Raw genomic sequence first — 19,008 nt, 5'->3', positions numbered from 1 at the left:
CCCACCGGAGTTGATGCCGGCCAGCGGCCGGCACTACCGGATGGCATGCCTCAATCCAATCGCTTGCGGAAACGCAGGATCGCCAGCGTCATCATCACCACGATGAAGGCCAGCAGCGCCAGTGCATCGCGCCACAGCTCCCACAGCGAGGCGCCGCGCAGCATGATGCCGCGCACCAGGCGCAGGAAGTGGGTCAGCGGCAGCACTTCGGCCAGCCACTGCACCGGCCGTGGCATACCGGCGAACGGGAACATGAAGCCCGACAACAGGATCGACGGCAGGAACAGGAACAGCGTCATCTGCATCGCCTGGAACTGCGAGCGCGCGCGCGTGGAGATCAGCAGGCCCAGCGCCAGGTTGGCCAGCACCAGCAGCACCGCGGCCAGATAGATGTCCAGCAGGCTGCCGCGGATCGGCACCTGGAACAGCCAGGTGCCCAGCACCAATACCAGCGTGGTCTGCAGCAGACCGATAGCCGCATAGGGCAGCACCTTGCCGACCATCAGTTCGCTGCGCGACACCGGTGTGGCGATCAGCAGTTCCATGTTGCCGCGCTCGCGTTCGCGCACCACCGCTACGGCCGTGAACATCACCAGGGTCATGGTCAGGATCACCCCGATCAGGCCCGGCACGATGTTCACCGCCGAACGCCGCTGCGGGTTGTAGAAACTGGTCACGCTGATCGGACCACCAGCGATGCTGCCTTCGCGCAGCGGCCGCGTGTTGCTGGCCGGGCGCGTATCCAGCGGCACCTGTGCCAGCTGGATCGCTGCGCTCTGTACAACGGTGTCGCTGCCATCGACGAGTACCTGCACTGCCTCACGGCCATCGAAACGGCGCCGCTCGAAGTCGGCCGGCACCACGATGCCGACACTGATTTCGCCACGGCGCAGCGCCTGCATCAGTTGATCGGGCGTGTACGCCTCGCTGCGCGGCGTGATCACGCCGGTGGCGACCATGTCCTGCACCAGCGCGCGTGACGCCGCGCTGTTGGCCTGGTCGGCGACACCGGCGTTGAGATGGCGCAGGTTGAGATTGATCGCGTAGCCGAACAGCAGCAGCTGCATCACCGGAATGCCGACGATCATCGCCAGCGTGATGCGGTCGCGGCGCAGCTGCCGCAGCTCCTTGAGCATGATCGCCCACAGGCGGCGCAGGTTCATGCCGCCGGCTCCCGGCCACGGCCGCGGGTGGCCGCCACGAACACGTCTTCCAGGTTCGGTGCCACCGCCTCGATGCGGGCCTGCGGATCGGCGCTGGCCAGCGCGCGCCGCAATGCGGCGGCGTCCGCGACATCCTCGCTGCACAATACTCGCAGCTGGGTGCCGATCTGCGCCACGCTCAGCACGCCGGGCAGCTCAGACAATGCACGGCTGGCCTGGCGCGGCTGCGTCGAGGTGACCTGCAGCGTGCGGCCGTCCAGCCGTGCACACAGTTCGGCCGGCGTGCCGTCGGCGACCAGCGCGCCTCGATCAAGGATCGCCAGCCGGTGGCAACGCTCGGCCTCGTCCATGTAGTGGGTCGACACCAGCACCGTCGTACCGGCATCGGCCAGCTCGAACAGGGCTTCCCAGAAATCGCGGCGCGATTCGGGATCGACCGCACTGGTCGGCTCGTCCAGGAACAGCAGTTCGGGCGAATGCACCACGGCACCGGCCAGGGCCAGGCGCTGCTTCTGGCCACCACTGAGCGTGCCAGCCAGTTGTGGCTGGCGGTCCTGCAGCCGGTATTGCTGCAGCAGTTCGTCGACCCGCTGCCGGGCCTGTGCGCGCGGCAGGTCCTGGATGGCGGCGAGGAACTCCAGGTTCTCGCGCACCGACAGATCTTCGTACAACGAGAAGCGCTGGGTCATGTAGCCGATGCGTCGGCGCAGCGCTTCGGCCTGCTCGGGAACCGCCAACCCCAGCACCTCGATCTGCCCTGCGCTGGGTTCCAGCAGGCCGCACAGCATGCGGATGGTGGTCGACTTGCCAGACCCGTTCGGGCCCAGAAAACCGTATACCTGTCCGCGCGGTACGGTCAGGTCGACGTTGTCCACGGCCAGCAGCTCGCCGAAGCGGCGGGTCAGGCCCTGCGCATGCACCGCGATGTCCGCACCGGTGTTCAGAAGCGCACCTGTACCGGAAGACCCGCTGGCAGTTTCTGCATGTCGCTGTTCCCGTCCACTTCAATCTCGGCCAGATAGCTCAGCCGTTCGACGTCATCGCCGGTCAGTGCGTAGTACGGCGTGAACGATGGTTCGCTACGGATCGCACGTACATGCCCCTTCAGCACGGTGTTGCCGCCTTCCAGCTGTATCTGCGCGGCCTGCCCGACCTTGACCTGCAGACGCAGCGGTTGCGGCAGGTAGACGCGCGCATAGGGGCGCTCGCCGACCAGCATCACTGCCAGCGGCGCACCGATCGGTGCCTGGTCACCCTGCCGGTAGGGCAATGCATCGACTACCCCGTCGCGCGGTGCACGCAACTGCAGCTTCTGCAGGTTCACGCTCTGTACCACCTGCTGTGCCCGTGCGGCATCGGCGGCCGCCTGGCCCTGGGCGATATCCTGCACACGGCTGCCGTGCACCCGCTCCAGCCAGGCCTGCTCGGCAGCACGCACGCTGGCTTCGGCATTGCCGGCGGCGGCGCGTGCTCGATCCAGTTCAGCGGCGGCAATCAAGCGCTGCTGTGCCAACGGCTGGACCCGTCGGTAATAGGCACTTGCTTCGGCAGCCTGTGCGCGCAACGCGGCCAGTTGTGCCTGGGCCTGAGCGATCTGCTCCTGGCGTGGGCCGATCTGCAGTTCTTCCAGCTGCGCCTGCGCACGCGCCGTATCAGCCTGCGCTGCGGCGAACTGCGCGTCTCCCCGCGCCGGGTCCAGCTGCATCAGCACGGTCCCGGCCTTGACCTGCTGGCCCTCGCGCACCTCCACCGTGGCGATCACTTCGGCCGCCGGTGCCGGCACCGTGATCCGGTCCCACTCCAGCGTGCCCAGCGCAGTCGGCGTTGACTGCCCACACCCCACCAGCATGCCGATGCCCGCCAGTCCGATTCCACGCATCCCGTTGCCGATGCCCATGCCATCCCCTCCTGCGACGGCGACACGGTGCCATGTGCCCCGTGCACCCTCAATGATTCCAATCAGCCCTGACGGTTTTTTCACCACGCGTGGGCAAGCCTTTTGCTGCAAGGCTCCGCACCACCTATCCACAGGTTGATTCGGCATCATTCCACAACCGTTGTGGAAATCCGGCACGACCTCGCGCTGTTGCTCGCCGGGCAACGAAACCTGCACTGCCATCACGATGAATGCCCCCCGCGCAGGCCACCCGTGGCAGTGCTGCCGTAGCGACCGGCGACCATGACGCTTTTTTCACCAGGACCTCATGGGCCTTGTGGCACAAGCATTGCGAAGGTCTATCCACAGGTTTCCGCGTGCCCCGTCCACACCGGGTGTGGAAAACGCTGTATCGACCGTCTGCTGGCCGTGTGCCCCGCACGCGCGCTACCCTTGTCCTCCCTGAATACACTGCGGTGGAAGGCGTCCGCCCCACCCCAAGCAATGAAAAGCATCGATCATCGAGACTTCACCCTGTCGCCGGAAGACAACGAGCGACTGGCCAACCTGTGCGGCCCCTTCGACGGGCACCTGCGCCAGATCGAGCTGAAGCTCGGCGTGGAGATCGCAAATCGTGGCTTCGTGTTCCGCATCAGCGGCCCCAACGAAGCCATCGTCGAGGCGCAGAAGCTGGTTGAAGCGCTGTACGCCGAAGCCGGCGAAACGACCTTCGACAACCATGCCATCCACCTGCGCCTGGCGCAGGCCAATGTCGAGCAGATCGCCGAGCGCTCCTACGAAGCGCAGGAGGTTGCGATCAAGGTCAAGCGCGGCACGGTGCGCGGCCGCGGCGCCAACCAGGGCCGCTATTTGCACCAGATCGCCACCCACGACATCAACTTCGGCATCGGCCCGGCCGGTACCGGCAAGACCTTCCTGGCCGTAGCCAGCGCGGTCGAAGCCCTGAACGAATCGCGGGTGCAGCGCCTGATCCTGGTGCGCCCGGCGGTGGAGGCCGGCGAGAAGCTGGGCTTCCTGCCCGGCGACCTGAGCCAGAAGGTCGATCCCTACCTGCGACCGCTGTACGACGCCCTGTACGAGATGATGGGCGTGGAAAAGGTGGTCAAGCTGCTGGAGAAGAACGTCATCGAGATCGCGCCGCTGGCCTACATGCGCGGCCGCACGCTCAACGATGCGTTCGTGATCCTGGACGAAGCACAGAACACCACCATCGAGCAGATGAAGATGTTCCTGACCCGCCTGGGCTACGGCTCCACTGCGGTGGTCACCGGTGACCTGACCCAGACCGACCTGCCCAAGCACGTGAAGTCCGGCCTGCGCGACGCCATCGACGTGCTGCGTGAGGTCGAGGGCGTCAGCTTCACCTTCTTCGAATCCCGTGACGTGGTCCGCCACCCGCTGGTCGCGCGCATCGTGAGCGCGTACGACCGCCGCGACCTGAATCAGATCCAACCTGGAGCAACTCCATGACCCGTGGTCCCGTGCGATTGGACGTCGCCGTCAGCTATGCCCTGCCGCGCGCCGGCCTGCCGGCGGCAGTGAGCTTCCGCAAGTGGGTGGCCGCCGCGTTGAAGGGCCGCATCCGCGAGGCCGATCTGGCCATCCGCGTGGTCGATGCCAAGGAAGGACAGTCGTTGAACCGCCATTACCGCGGCAAGGACTACGCCACCAACGTGCTCAGCTTCCCGGCCGAAGTGCCCGAAGGCCTGCCCAAGGGCGTCAAATTCCCGCTGCTGGGTGACCTGGTGATCTGTGCTCCGGTCGTGGCACGGGAGGCCGACGAACAGAGCAAGGCGCTCAATGCCCATTACGCGCATCTGACCGTGCACGGCGTGCTGCACCTGCTCGGCTGGGACCACGAGGACGACAAGGAAGCCGAGGCGATGGAGCAGCTGGAGCGGGAAATCCTGGCCGAACTGGGCATCGACGATCCATACGCGGGCGAGCGCTGAGCGGGCCACCGCCCGTCGCCAGGAACACGAGAGGAACAAGGATGACCTCGGGAAACAGCTCAATGATGTTTGTGATCGGCGCCACCTTGTTCGCCATGCTGCTGGTGCTGGGCGCGTATGCCTTGCGCCGCATCAGTGCCCGCGAACCCAGCGGCAGGCACTGGCTGCTGCGCAGCCTGGCCCTGCTCTCGCCCGTGTGCCTGCTGGCCGGGCTGGCGATCGGCATGATCGGCCCGCACCTCAGCGGACGGTTGGAACCGGCCCATCTCCCCGGTCTGCTTGAAACGTCGATGGTGCTGACGCTGGTGGGTGCACTGACCCTTCCGCTCCTGTGGCGGATGATCGTGCACCGCCGCCTGGGCCGCCCCGTGAACTCGCTCCCGTTCTTCCACGCCAGCCGTACCTCGCTGCTGGTGCTGTTCGTGCTGGCTGTGATCTACATGAAAGTGGCCAGGACCGCCGCAGCGGAACTGATGCCCTGGCTGACCAGCCCGGGCCTGTGGCCGGCGGTGGCGCGCATCGCGGGGCAATCGATGCAGGTCGCCATGCTTGCGGTCGTGCTGACCCTCTCACTGATGGTCGTGCGGCGGGCGATGACCGGTTTCCTGCGCCTTCTCACCGGGCTGTTCAGGCGCTCGCCGGGGCTATGATGGCGGCCCTTCACCTGCGGAAACCGACCGTGTCACTGCGCTGCTGCCTGCCCCTGCTCTGTGCCCTCGCCGCTCCCGCCGCCTTCGCCACCAGCCTGGACCTGCCGGCCCTGATCGAATGCCGCCAGGGCGTGGCCGAGCAGGCCGCGCTGGCGCCGCTGCTGGCCGATCCGCTGAAGGCCGTGGCCCAGGGCCTGCAGCCGCTGCCGCAGGGCAACCAGTTCATGAGCGAGTTCCGGCTGGCCGGCCCGATCACCGTCTTCGGCCAACAGACCGAGCGGGTGGCGGTGGCCGGCGCCAGCATCATGGCGGTGCTCGACCAGGCCGACCCACGCCCGCTGGCCAAACGGCTGGAATTGGAGACCGGCTACGACCAGGACGGCAAGTTCATGGCCGGCCGCGAGCTGGTCAGCCGCGACGTGACCGACCCGAAGACCGGCGAGGCCCAGATCGAGTCGATCATCCTCAGCGTCTCCACCGTGGCCTCCCACCCCGGCAAGACCCTGGCCGGCTGCACCTACAGCCTGGACCTGCCCGAGGAGGAGCCGGCCCCGGCCGTCCCAACCCCGGCCACCGGCAGTCACTGACAGGCCGTCACATCCTGCTAGACTTGGGTCAACGCCCGGCCTGCCGGGTGCCTTTTTTCCAGAGATGTCAGAAGACGACAGTAGTAGCTCCCCTGCGGAGCACAGTGAAAAGAAGCGCGGCTGGCTTGAACGCCTGACCTCCGCCTTCTCCGGCGAACCCCATACCCGCGACGAGCTGGTCGCTGTCCTGCACACCGCGCAGGAAGAGGGTCTGATCGCCGCCGATACCCTGAAGATGATGGAAGGCGCCATTTCGGTGGCCGAGCTGACCGTGGGCGATGTGATGATTTCGCGCTCGCAGATGGTCTCGCTGCCGGTTGAAGCGCCCTTCCTGGAACTGATGAAGCAGGTGGTCGAATCCGGCCATTCGCGCTTCCCGGTGCACGGCGAGAACAAGGACGACATCCTTGGCATCCTGTTGGCAAAGGACCTGCTGCGCGGCGTGGTCGCCGACAACGGCCCGGCCAACGTGCGCGAGCTGCTGCGCCCGGCGGTGCTGATCCCGGAAGCGAAGAAGCTCAACGTGCTGCTGAAGGAATTCCGCCTGTCGCGCAACCACATGGCCATCGTGGTGGACGAGTACGGCGGTGTCGCCGGCCTGGTCACCATCGAGGACGTGCTGGAACAGATCGTCGGCGAGATCGACGATGAGCATGACGAGGCTGAAGATCCCTCGGCGCAGATCGCCATCCAGTCCGACGGCCAGTACGTGGTCGACGCGCTGACCCCGATCGGCGACTTCAACGAGCGTTTCGGCGCGACGTTCTCCGACGAGGACTACGACACCATCGGCGGCCTGGTCACCGAGGCCGTGGGCCATCTGCCGGAAGTCGGTGACGAGCTGGCGCTGGATCGCTTCATGTTCCGCGTGGCCCGCGCCGATGCGCGTCGGGTACAGGCCTTCCACGTGACCGTGCTGCCGCCGGACGCGCAGGACGACGCTTGAAGCGCCGCGGCCTGATCCTCATGGTGTGGCTGGCACTGTGCGTGCTGGCCATGGCCCTGCCGCTGGCCGCCTTCGCGCAGCCGGTGGCAGCCACACCTGCCGTACCCGCGACCAACGCTGAAGCCCCTGCCCCGCGCATCGGCGTGGTGACCATGCAGCCGGGCACCGTGTTCTTCGAACGCTTCGGCCACGACGCCATCGTCGTGGTCGATCCGGTCAGCGGCGAGGCAACCTCGTACAACTTCGGCTACTTCGATCCGTCCGAGGACGATTTCATCAGCCGCTTCGCACGCGGCGACATGATGTATTACCTGGTGGCGCTGCCGTTGCAGCAGGACCTGTCCTACTACGACGAGACCGGCCGTGGCGCCAGCGTGCAGTGGCTGGACCTGCGCCCGGACCAGGCGCGTGCGCTGGCCGCCGACCTGGCCGAGCGGGCCAAGCCGGAAAACGCGCGCTACCACTACGATTACTACACCGCCAACTGCGCCACGATGGTGCGCGACACGGTGGACAAGGCATTGGGTGGCGGCCTGCAGTCGCAGCTGTCGGGGCGCTCGCGCGGCAACACCTACCGCAGTGAATCGGTCCGCCTGGCGTCGCCGGCACCGTGGATGTGGCTGGGCTTCGATGTCGGCCTTGGGCCGTTCGCCGACCAGCCGCTGTCGCGCTGGCAGGAAGCCTTCGTGCCGATGCGCCTGGCCGATGCGCTGCGCCAGGCACGCAACAGCGATGGCCGTCCGCTGGTGCAGTCCGAACAGGAACTGCTGCCGCACCGTATCGATGCGGAGCCGAAGGAATTCGCGCGCCGCTGGTGGCCATGGCTGCTGCTCGGGCTGATCGTGGCCGGCGGCGTGCTGGCGCTGCGCAACCGCCCGCGCCTGCTGGCCGGGCTGGCCCTGCCGTTCTGGCTGCTGTGCGCCCTGTTTGGTGGCGTGCTGGTGTTCCTGTGGGGCTTCAGCATCCACTACGCCGCGTGGGCCAATCGCAACCTGCTGTTGCTTTCGCCGCTGGCCGTGCTGCTGTTGCCGGGTGCAATCGCCCTGCTGCGCCGTCGCGTGCCGGGCCGCATGTTCAGGATCGTGTTGTGGCTGCTGGCGGTACAGGCGGTGGCCGCGCTGGTACTGCACTGGCTGAGCCTGCAGGCCCAGTACAACGTGCAGTGGATCGTGCTGCTGCTGCCCGTCCACGTCGCGCTGGCATGGGTGCTGGGGCGTACTCCTCACTTGTCCAAAACACAGCCCTGACGCACGATGGCGGGCATGTCATTGCCCGCCTCTGCTGCCGCGCCCGCCTCGGCCAACCCCGCCTGCGTCATCAACTGCGTCCACTACGATGACGAGGGCAAACGCCACGACATCACCCTGGACGCCATCAGCGATGTCATTGCCAGTGGCAACGGCTTCGTCTGGGTCGGCCTGTACGACCCCAATGATGATGTGCTGTTGAAACTGCAGGAAGAGTTCTGCCTGCACGACCTGGCCATCGAGGATGCGCGCAACGCGCACCAGCGGCCCAAGGTCGAGACCTACGGCAATTCGATGTTCGTGGTGGTGACCACCGCGCAGATGGTCGACGAGCGCATCCAGTACGGCGAAACCCATGCCTTCCTCGGCCCGCGCTTCCTGGTGACGGTACGCCATGGCGCGTCGCTGTCCTATGCCCCGGTGCGTGCGCGGGTGGAACGCGAGCCGCAGCTGCTGAAGATGGGCCCGTCGTACTGCCTGTACGCGGTGACCGACTTCGTGGTCGACAACTACCTGCCCATCGTGCACCGCTTCCGCGACACCCTGGAGCTGCTGGAGAAGGACATCTTCGCCGACACCTACAAGCGCAGCACGGTGGTGCGGCTGTACGAGCTCAAGCGCGAACTGAACAAGATGCGGATGGCGGTGGCGCCGCTGCAGGATGTGCTGGCGCAGCTGCGCCGCTACCAGGGCGAGCTGATCCCCGACGAAGTGAAGCTGTACATCCGCGACGTCCACGACCACGCGGTACGCATCAGCGATGTGATCGACACGCTGCGCGAGATGCTCGGCACCGCGCTGAGCGTGAACCTGTCGCTGGTGACGCTGGCGCAGGGCGAGACGGTCAAGCGGCTGGGTGCATGGGCCGCGCTGCTGGCGGCGCCGACGCTGATCACCAGCTGGTACGGCATGAACTTCAGCCACATGCCGGAGCTGAGCGAGCCGTGGTCGTACCCGCTGATGATCGTGGGCGTGGGCGGTGTGTGCGTGGGGCTGTACCGGTTGTTCAAGCGCGCGAAGTGGTTGTAGCCCGCTTTGGGTAGTGCCGGCCGCTGGCCGGCAACCAGGCAATGCCGGCCAGCGGCCGGCACTACCGTTCGGCATCAAGCCACGTAGACGGTCTTGATGTTCATGAACTCATGGATGCCGTGGTCGGCCAGCTCCCGGCCGAAACCGGACTGTTTGCTGCCGCCGAACGGAAGCCGCGCGTCGCTCTTGACGATGGCGTTGACGAACGCGGCACCGCATTCCATGCGCTGCGCGAAACGTTCGCCGCGCACCGGATCGCGCGTCCACACGCTGCCGCCCAGGCCGAAGCGGGTGTCGTTGGCCACGCGCAGTGCCTCGGCCTCGTCAGCGACACGGATCACCGCAGCCACCGGCCCGAACAGCTCCTCGTCGTAGGCCGGCATGCCCGGGCCGACCTGATCGAGCACGGTGGCCGGATAGCCGGCATGTGTACCCGCAATCGGCTCACCACCCAGCAGTACCCGCGCACCCTTGGCCACGCTGGCCTGCACCTGCTTGTGCAGTTCGTCACGCAGATCGGCACGGGCCATCGGCGCCAGCGTGGTACCGCGCTCGTTCGGATCACCGTACTGGCGCTCGGCCGCGGCTTCCACGAAGCGCCGGGTGAACTCATCGGCCACCGCCTCGACCACGATGAAGCGCTTGGCCGCGATGCAGGTCTGCCCGCTGTTATCGAAGCGCGACTTCACCGCCGCCGCCACGGTCTTGTCGAGGTCGGCATCGTCGAGCACCACGAAGGCATCGCTGCCACCCAGCTCCATCACCGACTTCTTCAGCTGGCTGCCCGCGTTGGACGCGATCGAGCGCCCTGCCCGCTCGCTGCCGGTCAGCGTCACCGCCTTCACCCGTGCGTCGCGCAGCACCTCGGCCGCCTGGTCGTTGTCGATGTGCAGTACATCGAACACGCCGTCAGGCAGGCCACCGTCACGGCATACCGCCAGGATCAGGTCGGCGCACTGCGGCACGTTGCTGGCGTGTTTGAGCAGGGCCACGTTGCCTGCCATGAACGCCGGGGCGAGGAAACGGAACACCTGCCAGATCGGGAAATTCCACGGCATCACCGCGAACACGCAGCCGATCGGCTCGTACCGCACATAGCTGCGCTGGGCTTCGGTGTCGATCAGCTGCGGCTTGAGATAGTCGGCGGCGTGGTCGGCGTAGAACTCGCAGGCCGCCGCGCACTTGTCGACCTCGGCCAACGCCTCTGCCTTGAGCTTGCCCATCTCGTGGGTCATCGCCTGCTGCAGATCGTCGCGGCGCGCACGCAGTTGGCCAGCGATCTGCTTGAGGATCGCCCCCCGCTCCTGCAGCGAGCGCTCGGCCCAACCGGGGAATGCATCGGCAGCAGCCTGCAGGCGCTGCTCGATGTCGGCAGCACCCATCAGTTCATGGCGGTAGGTCACCTGGCCGGTGGCCGGGTCGACAATCTCGACGGTCATGGGGGATCTCCATCTGGAAGACCCCCATTGTGCGCCGCCGGCCGTGAGCCGGGTGTTGCCGACGCTGTCGACAAACCGTGTGCTCAGCCGTTGTCCTGGCGTGCCAGCTGCAGGTCGCGCTGGCGCCGTTTCTCGGCACGCGCGTTGATGTACCAGCCGATCACCGCGGCGATCGACACCGCCGACACCAGCAGGGTGGCCAACGCGTTGATCTTCGGGCTGATGCCCATGCGCACCGAGGCGAACACCTTCATCGGCAGCGTGGTCGAGCCCGGCGTGGCGACGAAGCTGGCCACCACCACGTCATCCAGCGACAGGGTGAACGCCAGCAGCCAACCGGCCACCAGCGCCGGCGCGATGATCGGCAGGGTGATGCGCCCGAACACGGTCAGCCGGCTCGCGCCCAGGTCCATCGCGGCTTCTTCCAGCGACAGGTCCATTTCCTGCAGCCGCGAGGACACCACCACGGTGACGAAGCACAGGGTGAAGGTGACGTGGGCGATCCAGATGGTGGTCAGGCCACGCGCCGGGAAGCCGGGAATCGCGCCCATCGAGGCCAGCAGCGCCATCAGCGAGAAGCCCAGGATCACATCCGGCATCACCAGCGGCGCGGTCACCAGCGCGCCGAACAGCGGCTTGCCACGGAAGCGCTTGAAGCGCGTCATCACCATTGCCGCCAGCGTGCCCAACACGGTGGCGGTACAGGCGGTCCAGAACGCGACCACCAGGCTGGTCCACATCGCATCCATCAGCGCGCGGTCGGCGAACAGGTCGCTGTAGGCGCGGGTGGAGAACCCGGCCCAGACCATCGCCAGCCGCGAGCTGTTGAACGAATAGAACATCAACAACAGGATCGGCAGGTACAGGAAGGCGAAGCCGAGCAGCAGCACGCCCAGCCCGAGGCCCTTTGCGCTACGCGGGCTCATGCCTGCTTCCCTTCCAGCAGGCGCTGCTGGGAACGGTTGAACAGCAGGATCGGCACCAGCAGCAACAGGATCATCGCCACCGCCATCGCCGAGGCGCCCGGCCAGTTGCGGTTGTTGAAGAACTCGTTCCACAGCTGGCGGCCCACCATCAGCGTCTCCGAGCCACCCAGCATTTCCGGGATCACGAATTCACCAATGGCCGGAATCATCACCAGCATGCAGCCGGCGATGATGCCCGCCTTGGACAACGGCAGGGTGATGCGCAGGAACGCCTGCCACGGCTTGGCACCAAGGTCGTAGGCGGCTTCCAGCAGGCGGTGGTCATGCTTGACCAGATTGGCGTACAGCGGCAGCACCATGAACGGCAGATAGCAGTAGACGATGCCGATATAGGCGGCGGTCGGGGTGTCGATCAGCTGCAGTTTCGGCAGGCCCATCGACGTCATCAGCGTCTGCAGGCCGGTGAACTGCAGGAACTGGTCGAGCAGGCCGTTGCGGTCCAGGATCGCCTTCCATGCATACACGCGGATCAGGAACGAGGTCCACGACGGCAGCACCACCAGCATCATTGCCACGTTGCGTGCGGCGGGCGACAGGCGGGCGATGGCATAGGCCATCGGGTAGCCGATCAGCAGGGTCAGGAAAGTAGAGATCGCCGCGATCTTGATCGAGCTCAGGAACGCCTGCGCATAGATCGAGTCGCGGAACAGCGCCAGGTAGTTTTCCAGGTTCAGCTTCAGCGAGAAGCCGCCGTCCGCATACTGCAGCAGCCAGGTGTACGGCGGCGAGCCGACCCGGCTGAGCGAGAAGCTGATCATCAGCACGATCAGGAACGGCACTGCGAAGAACAGCAGCAGCCACAGATACGGAATGCCGATCACCGTGGCACGCAGCCCCGGCAGCCAGCGCTTCAGGCCGGCGACGCTCATGAGGTCAGCACCACGCCGTCGTTGTCGCGCCAGTGCACCCACACCTCGTCGCCCCAGGTGAGGCCATCACTGGCCCAGCGCTGCGAGTTGGCGAAGTTGGCCAGTACCTTGGCACCGCTGGGCAGGCGCACGTGGTAGACCGAATGGCTGCCGAAGTAGGCAATGTCCTCGATCACGCCCTGCGCCTTGTTGGTGTGCCCTTCCGGCTCATCCTTGCCGATCATCACCTTCTCCGGGCGCAGCGCGAACGCGACCGGCTGCCCTTCATAGCCGGTGATGCCATGGGCGATGTAGATCGGCGCCGGGAACAGCGGCGAGCGCACGGTCACGTACTCGGGAAGGTCCTCGTCGATCACCCCGTCGAACAGGTTGACCGAACCGATGAACTCGGCGACGAAGCGGTTGGCCGGCTGCTCGTAGACCTCGTCCGGCTTGCCGACCTGCTGGATCCAGCCGGCATCCATCACCGCGATGCGGGTGGCCATGGTCATCGCTTCTTCCTGGTCGTGGGTGACCATCACGCAGGTCACACCCGACGATTCAATGATGCTGACCAGTTCCAGCTGCATCTGCGAGCGCAGTTTCTTGTCCAGCGCGCCCATCGGCTCGTCCAGCAACAGCAGCTTCGGCCCTTTGGCCAGCGACCGCGCCAGCGCCACGCGCTGCTGCTGGCCGCCGGACAGCTGATGCGGCTTGCGCTTGCCCAGGTGCCCCATCTGCACCAGGTCCAGCATCTCGCCCACGCGCTTGCTGATCGCGTCCTTACCCAGGCCATCCTGCTTCAGGCCGAAGGCAATGTTCTGCTCGACCGTCATGTGCGGGAACAGGGCATAGGACTGGAACATCATGTTGACCGGCCGCTGGTACGGCGGCAGCGCGTCCAGGCGCTGACCATCGAGGGTGATGCTGCCCTTGGTGGGCGTCTCGAAGCCGCCCAGGCAGCGCAGCAGGGTCGATTTGCCACTGCCGGAGCCACCGAGCAGGGCAAAGATCTCGCCCTTGCGCACGTCCAGATTGACGTCGTCAACGGCGACGAAACCGTCGAATTCCTTGCGCAGGTCACGAATGGAGAGATAGCCGGGCGCACCGGTCGTGTCGACGACGGTGGCTACCGGCTGGGCTTCAACGGGCATGGGGGCTCCGGGAGCGGGCGGTGGACAGCGGCCGCCATTCTAACGGCCGGGGGGCCCAGGGGATATGACGGCGGCAGGCGGAAGCGGCCGCTGGCCAGCCCCGGGGGCCCTGGGAGTGTCGGTTTTCCCCCGCCATGGTGGCCTGTCCGCTCCAAGGCCGCGGCTGCCCGGTCGTCCATGCCGCCGTCCCGGCCAGACACCACAGGCGACGCCTCGATCTGCAACGTTTTTCAGAACCGGATCTGTTGAAGGCCCGGGGCATTCCCCGCGCAATGGCCCGGATCAAGCCCCTGCATGGACCCATCCTGGTGACTTCCCCGGACCGCCCCTCCCCTTTCCCGCCCCGCCTGCCGGGCTCCCTGCCTGCAACGCTGCCGCTGGTCATCATCGGCGCCGGCCAGGCCGGGCTGTCCCTCAGCGCGCTCCTGCAGGAAGCCGGCGTCGAGCATCGCGTGCTGGAGGCCGAAACCGTGGGCGCCAGCTGGCAGCGGCGCTGGGATTCATTCCAGACCAACACCGCCAACGCGACGATGGCCCTGCACGGCCATGCCTATGCGGGCGACGACCCGGAAGGTTTCATGGGGGCCCCCGAGGTGATCCGGCGGCTGCGCGACTATGCCGACGAACGTTCGTTGCCGATCAGCGAAGGTTGTGCGGTTCAGCGGGTCACGCCCGAATCGGGCGGCTATGCCATCGAAACCAGCCACGGATTGATCCGGGCTGGGGCGGTTGTGGTCGCCACCGGCGAGTACCGCCGCGCGCGGATGCCGCGGGTCCCCTTCGCGCCCGCACCGGGTCTGACGGTGCTGCACTCCGGCGACTACCGCAGCCCCCGCCAGCTGCCCGACGGCGGCGTGCTGGTCATTGGCGGTGGCCAGTCCGGCGCGCAGATCGCCCAGGACCTGCGCGACAGCGGTCGCAGCGTGCACTGGTCACTGGCCCAGCGGCATTCGCATACTCGCCGGCTGCGCGGCAAGGACTCGATGACCTGGTGGGACATGGCCGGGCGCATCCACCAGCACGTGAGTGAAGCGGCCGCCGTCCTGGCCGGAGAACCGGATGCGCTGCGCAAGGCCCGCACCGCCGAATTCCCGCTGATTTCCGGCAAGGGACGTGCCGGCCTGGGCAGCTCGATCAGCCTGCTGGCGATGCACCGCGCAGGCATCAGGCTGCTGGGCCGGTTGCAGGGCTTCGATGGAAATGTCGCCCGCTTCGCCGATGTGCGCCCGCAGCTGCGCACCGCGATCGAGGCGACACGGACCGAATATGCCTATCTCGATTCGCTGGCCAGCGCGTACTACGCCACGCGGCCCGAACCGCGCACCGACGATGCCCGCTACATTCCCGAAGAGGTCTATCTGCACTGGGAGCCGGACGCCGCCCCGCGTGAACTGGATCTGCAGGCCGCAGGCATCCGCTCGGTGGTGCTGGCCACCGGCTTCGTCGCCGAATGGCCCTGGCTCGACGTGCAGGGCGTGCTGGACGCACATGGCTATCCGCTCGGCGAGTTCGGCGTTTCACCGCATCCGGGGCTGTTCTTCATCGGCATGCACAACCTGCAGCGGATGAGTTCGTCGTTCCTGTGCAATGGCGGTCGCGATGCACGTGACCTGTTGCCGGCGATCCTGCGGCACCTTGGCCAGGGCGGCGGTACCGCGCCCGGCCAAGGATGAAGCAATCCGCCGGGCATGGCCCGGCGGCGCCAGACCGGCTTAACGGCCGGTCTTCACCTCGGTCCACAGCCGGGTGTAGAGCTTGTCGGTTTCCGGCGTATTGATCGAATAGGTGAACATCTTGTCGGCCACGTCGGCCGGCGGGTAGATGGTCGGGTCGGTACGGATCGCCTCATCCACCAGCGGGGTCGCGGTCGGCACCGGGTTGGCGTAGTGGATGAAGTTGGTGTTGGCCGCGGCAACCTTCGGCTGCAGCAGGTAGTTGATGAACGCGTACGCGGCTTCCGGATGCTTGGCATCCTTCGGGATCGCCAGCATATCGAACCACTGCGGGGCGCCTTCCTTCGGGATCGAATAGGCCACGTGCACGCCATTGCTGGCTTCCTCGGCACGGTCGCGGGCCTGGATGATGTCACCCGACCAGCCGACTACCAGGCAGGTACCGCCGTTGGCCAGCGAACCCACGTACTGCGAGGAGTGGAAGTTCTGCACGTACGGGCGGATCGACTTCAGCAGGTCGGCCGCCTTCTGCAGCTCGGCCGGGTCGCCGCTGTGCGGGTCCAGGCCCAGGTAATGCAGCGCGATCGGGATCATGTCCGCCGGCGTGTCCAGGATGGTCACGCCGCAGTCCTTCATCTTGCTGATGTTCTCCGGCTTGAACACCAGGTCCCAGCTGTTGGCGATGTCGGTGCTGCCGTCGAAGCGCTGCTTCAGCATCTCCACGTTGTAGCCGATGCCGGTAGTGCCGATCATGTACGGCACGCCGTACTGGTTGCCCGGATCCTGGGTGGCGATGCGCTTCATCACCGCCGGGTCCAGATTGGCCAGGTTCGGGATCTTGCTCTTGTCCAGCGGCAGGAACACGCCGGCCTGGATCTGGCGGCCGAAGAAGTTCAGGGTCGGCACTACCACGTCATAGCCGCTGTTGCCAGCCAGCAGCTTGGTCTCGACCATCTCGTCGCTGTCGAACACATCGTAGGTCACCTTGATGCCGCTCTCCTTCTCGAAGGTCGGGATGGTGTCCTCGGCGATGTAATCGCTGTAGTTGTAGACGTTCAGGACCTGGCTGTCCTGCGCGCCGCCGTTGCCACCGCTGCAGGCGGCAAGCATGGCGGAGGCCAGGCCGAGCGTGAGGATACGCAGCTTCATCGGGTGCTCCAGAATGCGGAAAGGGGGGCCGGCGGGGCCGGCGACGGGTGCCAGCCTACCCCCCGGCGGCGGATTTTTCTATTCCAGGTGCTCAGACGTTCAGCAGCAGGAACTCGCGCTCCCACGAGCTGATGACGCGGAAAAAGGTCTCGTATTCCTTGCGCTTGACCGAGATGTAGGCGCGGCAGAAGCGCTCGCCCAGCAGGGCCTGCAGCTCGCTGCACTGCTCCAGGCCGTCCAGTGCTTCGCCCAGCGAGCGCGGCAGGTTGTAGCCCAGTTCCTTGGCACTGCCGGTCACCGGTGCATCCGGTGCCAGCCGCTCGCGGATGCCCAGCAGGCCGCAGGCCAGGGTCGCCGCCATCGCCAGGTACGGGTTGGCATCGGAACCGGCGAAGCGGCTTTCCACGCGCATGTTCTCCGGCGTGTCCAGCGGTACGCGCAGCCCGCAGGTGCGGTTGTCATAGCCCCAGTGCACGTTGCTCGGCGAGACCTCGCCGAACACCAGCCGGCGATAGGAATTCACGTTCGGCGCAAAGAAGGCCATCGCCTGCGGCACGTATTTCTGCAGGCCGCCCAGGTAGTGGCCGAACACCGGGCTGAACTCGCCCTCGGCATGGGTCTCGCCGGCGAACACGTTGCTGCCGTCGCTCACCCGCACCAGGCTCTGGTGGATGTGCATGGCGCTGCCCGGCTCGTTTTCCATCGGCTTGGCCAGGAACGTGGCATACACCCCGTGGCGCATCGCCGCTTCGCGCATGGTGCGCTTGAACAGGAATACCTGGTCGGCCAGGTCCATCGCATCGGCATGGGTGAAGTTGACCTCCAGCTGCGCGGCGCCGGATTCGTGGATCAGCGTGTCCACGTCCAGCTTCATCGCATCAGCGTAGTCGTACATCAGGTCGAGGATCGGGTCGAATTCGTTGACCGCATCGATCGAGTACGACTGCCGCGCGGTTTCCGGACGCCCGGAGCGGCCGGCCGGTGGCAGCAGCGGGAAGTCCGGGTCGGTGTTCTTCTGCACCAGGAAGAACTCCAGCTCCGGCGCCACCACCGGGCGCAGGCCCAACTCGGCGTAGGCCGCCAGCACGCGGCGCAGCACGTTGCGCGGTGCCAGCTCGTGCGGCTCACCGCTCTTGGTGTAGCAATCGTGGATGACCTGCGCGGTGGCATCGGCCGCCCACGGCACCATGCGTACGGTGTCCGGATCGGGGCGCAGCATCATGTCCGAGTCCGACGGCGAGGTCAGGTCGTAGTAATCGTCAGGGAATTCGCCGGTGACGGTGGTGGCGAAGATGCCCTCGGGCAGCCGCGTGCCGTAGTCGTGCGAGAACTTGTCAGCCGGAATGATCTTGCCGCGCGCGTTGCCGGTGATGTCCGGCACCAGGCACTCGACCTCGGTGATGCGCCGCTCCTTCAGCCAACGCAGCAGACTGCTTTCCTGCGGTGCGGGGGGCGTAGCCGTCTTGCGCGGGCGCGTTCGGGAACTCATCGGGAATCCAGTCGGTTCTGTTGGTGCTGCCGGCAAGCTTGGCCGAACGCACGGAAAATAGCGTGATAGAACGGCGAATCCATGACACGCCACTCCGGGTGCCACTGTACGCCGAGCACGAAATCATGGTGCAGGCTGCGTGCCGCCTCGACCAGGCCATCATCGGCCACGGCTTCGACCTGCAGCCCCTGCGCCAGGCGGGCGATACCCTGCCCGTGTACCGAATTGACCTGCGTCCGGTCACTGCCGCTCCACCGCGCCAACCAGCCATCAGCGGCCAGGGTGACCGCGTGGGCCGGCCCGTACTGCACCTCCACCGGCGCCTGCGGGTCTTCGCGGTGGTCGGCCAGGCCAGGCACCGCATGCACCTGCGGATGCAGGCTGCCACCCAGCGCGACGTTCAATTCCTGGAAGCCGCGGCAGATCGCCAGCACCGGCAGGTCCAACGCCAGCGCTTCGCGCAGCAGCCCGAAGGCATTGGCATCGCGGGCCGGGTCGTGCGGATTGCCTGGCCAGCTGCGGCCGCCCTCGTAGTGCTGCGGTTCGATGTTGCTGACCGCGCCGGTCAACAGCAGGCCATCGAGCCCCTGCAGCCAGTCGCCAGCCGGCAAAGGAGGCTGCAGGCTCGGCAATACAACCGGGGTCACTTCGGCAGCCTCGGCCAGCGCGCGCACGTACTTCTCGCCGGCCACCGCAAAGCGGTGATGGCCGAGCACGGTGCTGTCGGTGGGCAGGCCCACCCAGGGCAGGCGGCGCATGGGAAAACTCCTTGGCGTGCCGACACGTTACCCGTCGGCCC

General features: G+C 66.7%; 18 protein-coding genes. 8 read left to right on the top strand and 10 right to left on the bottom strand.

All coding sequences use genetic code 11. The features are described from left to right. Positions 1-50: 50 nt before the first annotated feature. The 3 genes from ACSYAO_RS07000 to ACSYAO_RS06990 are packed head-to-tail and all read right to left on the bottom strand — an operon-like array spanning position 51 to position 3,060. Positions 51-1,163, bottom strand: coding sequence for an ABC transporter permease (locus tag ACSYAO_RS07000; RefSeq protein WP_049463571.1), 1,113 nt, complete (start codon positions 1,161-1,163; stop codon positions 51-53). Continuing rightward, positions 1,160-2,083: an ABC transporter ATP-binding protein gene (locus ACSYAO_RS06995; protein WP_049399907.1), complete on the bottom strand. Its 924-nt coding sequence runs from the start codon at positions 2,081-2,083 to the stop codon at positions 1,160-1,162. Before ACSYAO_RS06995 ends, ACSYAO_RS07000 begins: the two co-directional genes overlap by 4 nt. 20 nt (positions 2,084-2,103) lie before the next feature. Next, positions 2,104-3,060 carry an HlyD family secretion protein gene (locus tag ACSYAO_RS06990; protein WP_197655540.1) on the bottom strand — a complete coding sequence of 319 codons (957 nt, stop codon included), beginning with the start codon at positions 3,058-3,060 and terminating at the stop codon, positions 2,104-2,106. Positions 3,061-3,543: 483 nt separating this feature from the next. Between ACSYAO_RS06990 and ACSYAO_RS06985 the strand changes: the two genes are divergently transcribed. The 7 genes from ACSYAO_RS06985 to ACSYAO_RS06955 all read left to right on the top strand — a co-directional run bounded on the left by ACSYAO_RS06985 (position 3,544) and on the right by ACSYAO_RS06955 (position 9,471). Continuing rightward, positions 3,544-4,530 carry a PhoH family protein gene (locus ACSYAO_RS06985; protein ID WP_197655541.1) on the top strand — a complete coding sequence of 329 codons (987 nt, stop codon included), beginning with the start codon at positions 3,544-3,546 and terminating at the stop codon, positions 4,528-4,530. Then, positions 4,527-5,012 (top strand): rRNA maturation RNase YbeY, encoded by a 486-nt coding sequence (ybeY, locus tag ACSYAO_RS06980; protein WP_049399905.1) that lies wholly within the window; start codon positions 4,527-4,529, stop codon positions 5,010-5,012. The genes ACSYAO_RS06985 and ybeY overlap by 4 nt, the downstream gene beginning before the upstream one ends. 41 nt (positions 5,013-5,053) lie before the next feature. Next, positions 5,054-5,662: a hypothetical protein gene (locus ACSYAO_RS06975; RefSeq protein ID WP_197655542.1), complete on the top strand. Its 609-nt coding sequence runs from the start codon at positions 5,054-5,056 to the stop codon at positions 5,660-5,662. After that, entirely contained in the window at positions 5,662-6,249 is a 588-nt protein-coding gene (locus tag ACSYAO_RS06970) for a hypothetical protein (protein ID WP_197655543.1), read from the top strand. Before ACSYAO_RS06975 ends, ACSYAO_RS06970 begins: the two co-directional genes overlap by 1 nt. A 64-nt stretch (positions 6,250-6,313) precedes the next feature. Then, positions 6,314-7,195 carry an HlyC/CorC family transporter gene (locus ACSYAO_RS06965; protein WP_005408827.1) on the top strand — a complete coding sequence of 294 codons (882 nt, stop codon included), beginning with the start codon at positions 6,314-6,316 and terminating at the stop codon, positions 7,193-7,195. Then, positions 7,192-8,442: a lipoprotein N-acyltransferase Lnb domain-containing protein gene (locus tag ACSYAO_RS06960; RefSeq protein WP_100434371.1), complete on the top strand. Its 1,251-nt coding sequence runs from the start codon at positions 7,192-7,194 to the stop codon at positions 8,440-8,442. The genes ACSYAO_RS06965 and ACSYAO_RS06960 overlap by 4 nt, the downstream gene beginning before the upstream one ends. A gap of 6 nt (positions 8,443-8,448) precedes the next feature. Beyond that, complete coding sequence (locus ACSYAO_RS06955; RefSeq protein ID WP_012510579.1) at positions 8,449-9,471, top strand: magnesium and cobalt transport protein CorA; 1,023 nt, start codon at positions 8,449-8,451, stop codon at positions 9,469-9,471. A 74-nt stretch (positions 9,472-9,545) separates the two neighbouring features. Here the strand turns inward: ACSYAO_RS06955 and ACSYAO_RS06950 are convergent, their stop codons facing one another. The 4 genes from ACSYAO_RS06950 to ACSYAO_RS06935 form a co-directional block, all read right to left on the bottom strand. Then, on the bottom strand, positions 9,546-10,910 hold the full coding sequence (locus tag ACSYAO_RS06950; protein ID WP_197655846.1) for an NAD-dependent succinate-semialdehyde dehydrogenase: 1,365 nt from the start codon (positions 10,908-10,910) through the stop codon (positions 9,546-9,548). 83 nt (positions 10,911-10,993) lie between these two features. Beyond that, the gene (locus ACSYAO_RS06945) at positions 10,994-11,836 is read right to left on the bottom strand and encodes an ABC transporter permease subunit (protein WP_008267688.1); all 843 of its coding nucleotides are present in this window, start codon (positions 11,834-11,836) and stop codon (positions 10,994-10,996) included. Next, complete coding sequence (locus ACSYAO_RS06940; protein WP_049399899.1) at positions 11,833-12,765, bottom strand: ABC transporter permease subunit; 933 nt, start codon at positions 12,763-12,765, stop codon at positions 11,833-11,835. The genes ACSYAO_RS06945 and ACSYAO_RS06940 overlap by 4 nt, the downstream gene beginning before the upstream one ends. Continuing rightward, on the bottom strand, positions 12,762-13,898 hold the full coding sequence (locus ACSYAO_RS06935; protein ID WP_032130239.1) for an ABC transporter ATP-binding protein: 1,137 nt from the start codon (positions 13,896-13,898) through the stop codon (positions 12,762-12,764). Before ACSYAO_RS06935 ends, ACSYAO_RS06940 begins: the two co-directional genes overlap by 4 nt. Positions 13,899-14,170: 272 nt before the next feature. Here ACSYAO_RS06935 and ACSYAO_RS06930 point away from each other — a divergent pair, with 272 nt between their 5' ends. Continuing rightward, positions 14,171-15,571: a flavin-containing monooxygenase gene (locus ACSYAO_RS06930; protein ID WP_197655847.1), complete on the top strand. Its 1,401-nt coding sequence runs from the start codon at positions 14,171-14,173 to the stop codon at positions 15,569-15,571. 39 nt (positions 15,572-15,610) lie between these two features. Here the strand turns inward: ACSYAO_RS06930 and ACSYAO_RS06925 are convergent, their stop codons facing one another. The 3 genes from ACSYAO_RS06925 to ACSYAO_RS06915 form a co-directional block, all read right to left on the bottom strand. Further along, entirely contained in the window at positions 15,611-16,720 is a 1,110-nt protein-coding gene (locus tag ACSYAO_RS06925) for a polyamine ABC transporter substrate-binding protein (RefSeq protein ID WP_134951116.1), read from the bottom strand. A 91-nt stretch (positions 16,721-16,811) separates the two neighbouring features. Next, the gene (locus ACSYAO_RS06920) at positions 16,812-18,209 is read right to left on the bottom strand and encodes a glutamine synthetase family protein (protein ID WP_049423285.1); all 1,398 of its coding nucleotides are present in this window, start codon (positions 18,207-18,209) and stop codon (positions 16,812-16,814) included. Next, positions 18,206-18,967, bottom strand: a complete 762-nt coding sequence (locus ACSYAO_RS06915; RefSeq protein WP_121503810.1) for a gamma-glutamyl-gamma-aminobutyrate hydrolase family protein — start codon at positions 18,965-18,967, stop codon at positions 18,206-18,208. Before ACSYAO_RS06915 ends, ACSYAO_RS06920 begins: the two co-directional genes overlap by 4 nt. Between the last annotated feature and the right edge of the window lie 41 nt (positions 18,968-19,008).

This window comes from Stenotrophomonas sp. STK16_22 (assembly GCF_051984505.1).
Lineage (GTDB): Bacteria > Pseudomonadota > Gammaproteobacteria > Xanthomonadales > Xanthomonadaceae > Stenotrophomonas > Stenotrophomonas maltophilia_A.
The sequence above is the reverse complement of the archived record's forward strand: the minus strand, read 5'-3'. Positions and strand labels throughout refer to the sequence as shown.